Consider the following 4,676-nt stretch of genomic DNA (forward strand, 5'->3'; position numbering starts at 1 on the left):
AGTGAATTCAAGCGTTTTCACCAGAGTTATCCACAGGCTAGTGGGAGCTTTTTTTGTTTTTCATTTTACCTCAAACTACACAAAATTTAGGGTTTGCTCAAAATAGGCGAATCAAACTACACAATTTTTATAAAAATCATGGGGTAAAAAGCTCAAACTACACATTTTTTATAAAAATTTAGACCAAAAAGCTCAAACTACACAAAATTTAGGGTTTTACAGCTTTGAAATTAAATAAAAGGGATTTTTGAGTAAAAATCTATAAAATTTGTGTAGAGTGAAATAAATTTAGGGACGTTAAAACGCTTTATTCTAGGAATTATTAAATATTTCCAGTTCAAACTACACAGGTATCTGAAAGTGGTGTATTATGAAATCAAAAGTATAAAAAATGGGTAGGTTCAAATGGACGAAAAGAAAAAAGAGCAAGAAAAAATACGAGAATTACTTAATTTTCCTGACCGAAAGAAAAACTTGGTTAAATACAATAATGACTTAAACGACAGCAAGCAATACTATGGCGTAAGCAGCTTAACTAAGTATGAGCTTGACATTTTTTTCTTTTTAGTTGCGCAGCTTCAAGGACAAGATGGAGCAGTCGTGGATATAAAGATAAAGGATTTAAAACGCTATCTCCATATGCCGAGGACGATGTCCTACCGAACTTTTCAAAAAGTGGTAGTTCAGACTTTTGCCCATTTGGAAAACATTAAGACTGGATTTCTCAAAAACGATGAAGACAATCGAGAGTACCTGCAATTAAGACCAATTTTTGATTACACGAATATTTATACTGACTCACTCGACGTTGAGGTGAAGGTCAACAAAGAGTACAGGTACCTGTTCAATGGGCTGATTCGTTCCGCTGATCCATCGATGCAGATCAGATATACCCGTTTTGATTTGCAGCAAATGATCAAAATCAAGCGTCAGAATTCGAAAAATATGTATCGTCTACTGATGCAGAATATGTATCGCGGCGAGCGTGAATTTACCGAAGAAGAGATTTATGAGCAGCTAGGATTGTTCACCGTTCGTAAGGGCAAGAGGGTTAAAAAATACGAAAATGGGAAACTATACAATCGTGTTCTTAAGCCTGCTTTGATTGATTTAAGCCCCTTCTTCCGCAATCTGCGGTTGAAAAAGCAGTATGGTCCTAATCACACAGTTGAGAAGTACCACTTTTTCTGGGCTAAGGAATCTGCACGCAACTCTCGCTTGATTTATAATCCTGAAGACGCGGACATTAGGGCTGTTGTTAATATCAAAACCAATGTTCATTTGACGCTTAAGGAGAAGAATGAAGCCATTGATCGATATTTTGGCCAGAAGATCGGTACGTCCCATTTGGAAAAACAGTCTGGAAATAAAGAATATCTTAAGTCTTTCTTCGAAGATACGCCGTTTAATCAAAGCGGATTAGACATTGAAACAAAGAAACTGACGGATCTTGAACTGAAAAATATGATTAGCACATATGGTTATCTAGAGAGCCTAGACCTGCTTAAGGACCATGATAAAACCTTCTTGAAGCTTTTGAAGACTGAGAAGCTTAAGCGTGAAGGAAAACTGGAGGAAGAAAAGCCCGTCAAGGGTACTTTCTTACAAAGCTTCTTGAATGTGCCGAAGCCGCTTGAATCGATGACTGATACAGAATTAAATCATTATCAAGATTTGTTGCTAGCCAAAATCGCTGATCCTGATCATGATATTTCTGCTTCAGAACGATTGGATTTGTCCAATATCAGAAAAATGCTATTAGGGTTGAATGATCTTAAGAATAATATGCCGAAGTCGGATAAATAATTTTAGTTAATAGTATTGTCAAAAAATACCGCTACTCTTCGTGAAGTTGAGAATAGCGGCATTTTTTATTGCTTTTTTAAAGATACAGTGCAAATGCACAGATATTTGCACATGCATTTATCATAACGTGCGAAGCCTATTGGTAGCGTGATAATAAAGTTGTATCATTAATAACTATTTACTTAATTTTTGAACTATTATTGCAAGTGTAAATGCACATGCAGATGTTATTGCATTTGCAAATACATTTGCTAATGCATTTGCATTAAGCTTTTTAGAAATTGCTCAAAATATCATCTACTGCAGTGCCATATGTTTCGCCAAATAGATCCAAATGCATGCATAAATAGTAGAAACGATGCCAATTAAGTCTTTGATTTAAACCTGGCTTTAATGGATAAACCGAATTGTATGCAGCATAAAACTCATCCGTAAAACCGCCAAAGACAGTAGTCATTGCCAGATCAAATTCTCTATCGGCATACACAGCATCCGGATCAATCAGATATGGCATATTATTGGAAAACATGACATTGCCAAACCATAAGTCACCGTGACATAAGCTAGGTACGACTGGATGCCGCTGATAATATTTTTCAAAAGCTGCTACCATTTTTGGGAAATGTTGTTCGCGATAATCGTTCCAACGTCCAACTTTTTTAGCATATTCAACTTCAGGAAGAAGTCGTTGATTGATATAAAAATCGGTCCAGCTTTTATTCCAATGATTATCCTTTTTCAAAATTCTAGTTTCGTAAGTGTCGCCAAAACCAAATTGCTCACTATGATGTTGGTGCAACTTAGCTACCAACTTGCCTAGATCTGCTTGACTACCACTGCTTGGCAATAACCGATTCAACAGCAAATATGCATCTCCTGCAATCTGACCACTGGCAATTACTGACAAGGTATTCACATTTGCTTTGGCTATTTCCCTTAATCCTCTTTTTTCATGATCAAAAAATGAAGCAGGCTTGTTAGGCTGGACTTTCATAAAATAAATTTGTTTATCGGTTTGAATTTGATAAGCTTCATTCATGTCACCGCCATGAACAGTTCTACATGAAATAATTTTGTCTACAGGCAATTGACTAAGCCATTTTTGATTTAAACGCATATTAATCCTTTCTTTAATATAGTTCTTACGCCTTTAGTTTAATTCAATTGGTTCCTTTCTTTAATTAAAATGGATTGATTGGTACCTAAATGCAAGCACACTGAAAGTGCACGTGCACATGTATGACAGGATGCAAATATGTATGCACATGCACAAAATATGTATGCACATGCACATATAAATAATTATATAAATGCACATACACGTGCAATTGCATTTACATGTATATGGATAATTCAATAAGATTTTACACAGTTCAGATACTCATAACCTGTATACAGGTTATTCCGCCTAAAGTGTTGCTTATTAAATGTAAGTATCCTATTATACAAATGTAAGCGATTTACTGAAAGGATAGCAAAATGAAAGATGGAAAATATATTGCAAAAGCAAAAGGCTTTCATGGACCTATAACGGTTGAAGCTTTAATTGAAAATAATCAAATTCAAAAAATTGTTGCTAAAGATATTGCTCATAATACGGTGGGCGAGTTGGCAGTTAAGCGAACATTAGATAAGATGAATTCTGCTAAAAGCGTAGATGTAGATGCGGTGACGGGTGCGACTTTCTCATCAAGCGCTGCATTAAAAGCTGCTAAAAAGGCAGTTGCAGTCGCTGAAGACGAATTAACGGAAACTGAAGCATTGGATGCAGAGATTGAACCTAAGTCCCAAGTCAAGGTGTCGGTATATGCCAAGCCATTATCCAGACGAATTTATCAAGATGACGTTGACTTTGAAGATGAATATGATGTGATCATTGCCGGTTCAGGTATTTCAGGGTTATCAGCAGCTGTTGAAGCAGCTAGAAATGGTGCCAAGACTGTGGTATTTGAAAAGGCAGGGATGATTGGCGGAACAAGTAATTATTCGCAAGGAATCATTCAAGCTGCTGGAACCAAGTGGCAGAAAAAATATACTACCTATCAAAATGATAGTCCCGCAAAGCATTTAGCTGAATATTTGCAGACCGGTGAAGGTCATGTAAATAGAAATTTGCTGGCTGATTTTATCCAAGATGCTGCTAATTCAATTGATTGGCTCAGTGAGTTAGGCTTGAAGTGGAAAAATGTCTATGGTCATAAAGTAATCCCTTATGAAGATAAGCAAAATTTTGCACCAAGAATTCACGTTTACGAGAATGGCGGTGTTAATGGTGCTGGTGTCATTATGATGACTAAGATTTGGAAAGCTGCTAAGGAAGCTGGCGTAAAAATCATCTACGATACCCCTGTTGTTGGTTTGATTACGGAAAATAAGACTAATAATCATGTTGTTGGTGTAGCAGTTGATCATCTTGGCAAAAAGATGAATTTCCGAGCTAAAAAAGGCGTAGTTTTAGCCACTGCAAGTATTGATCATAATGAAGAACTTGCTAAACAGATTGATCCTTGGCAGTATCGTGACATTCAGAAGCATACTTTGCTAAATTCGAAGTATGATACTGGTGATGGCATTGTCTTAGGGATGATTCAAGGTGCAGGACTTGCAGGAGTCAGTGGTGCAATGGATGCCGACTTTAAATTTGCGGCAGGATTTGCGGATATCATTAAGACTTTTCCGATGTTCTATGTTAATGGTTTAGGTAATCGTTATGTTAACGAGGACACGACTTACGGTTATTTGACCAGAGCAAATTATCAGCAAGAGACCAATTTAGATAAACCAACTTGGATGATTTTTGGCAAAAATAGCATTGGTCAAGGAGCGATGCCGTATCATTCAGAAGAAGACATGAAAAAGGATATGGCAGG

At 36.7% G+C, this 4,676-nt stretch carries 3 protein-coding genes; 2 read left to right on the forward strand and 1 reads right to left on the reverse strand.

Annotated elements, in window-relative coordinates:
- Positions 1-405: 405 nt before the first annotated feature.
- Positions 406-1,806 carry a replication initiation protein gene (locus BLP58_RS11485; RefSeq protein WP_013851171.1) on the forward strand — a complete coding sequence of 467 codons (1,401 nt, stop codon included), beginning with the start codon at positions 406-408 and terminating at the stop codon, positions 1,804-1,806.
- Positions 1,807-2,080: 274 nt separating this feature from the next.
- Here the strand turns inward: BLP58_RS11485 and BLP58_RS11490 are convergent, their stop codons facing one another.
- Positions 2,081-2,923 carry a fructosamine kinase family protein gene (locus BLP58_RS11490; protein ID WP_025084258.1) on the reverse strand — a complete coding sequence of 281 codons (843 nt, stop codon included), beginning with the start codon at positions 2,921-2,923 and terminating at the stop codon, positions 2,081-2,083.
- 362 nt (positions 2,924-3,285) lie between these two features.
- Between BLP58_RS11490 and BLP58_RS11495 the strand changes: the two genes are divergently transcribed.
- A partial coding sequence (locus BLP58_RS11495; RefSeq protein WP_074484284.1) for an FAD-dependent oxidoreductase occupies positions 3,286-4,676 on the forward strand: 1,391 nt, incomplete at its 3' end.

The organism is Lactobacillus kefiranofaciens (genome assembly GCF_900103655.1).
In the GTDB taxonomy this organism is placed as follows: Bacteria; Bacillota; Bacilli; order Lactobacillales; family Lactobacillaceae; genus Lactobacillus; species Lactobacillus kefiranofaciens.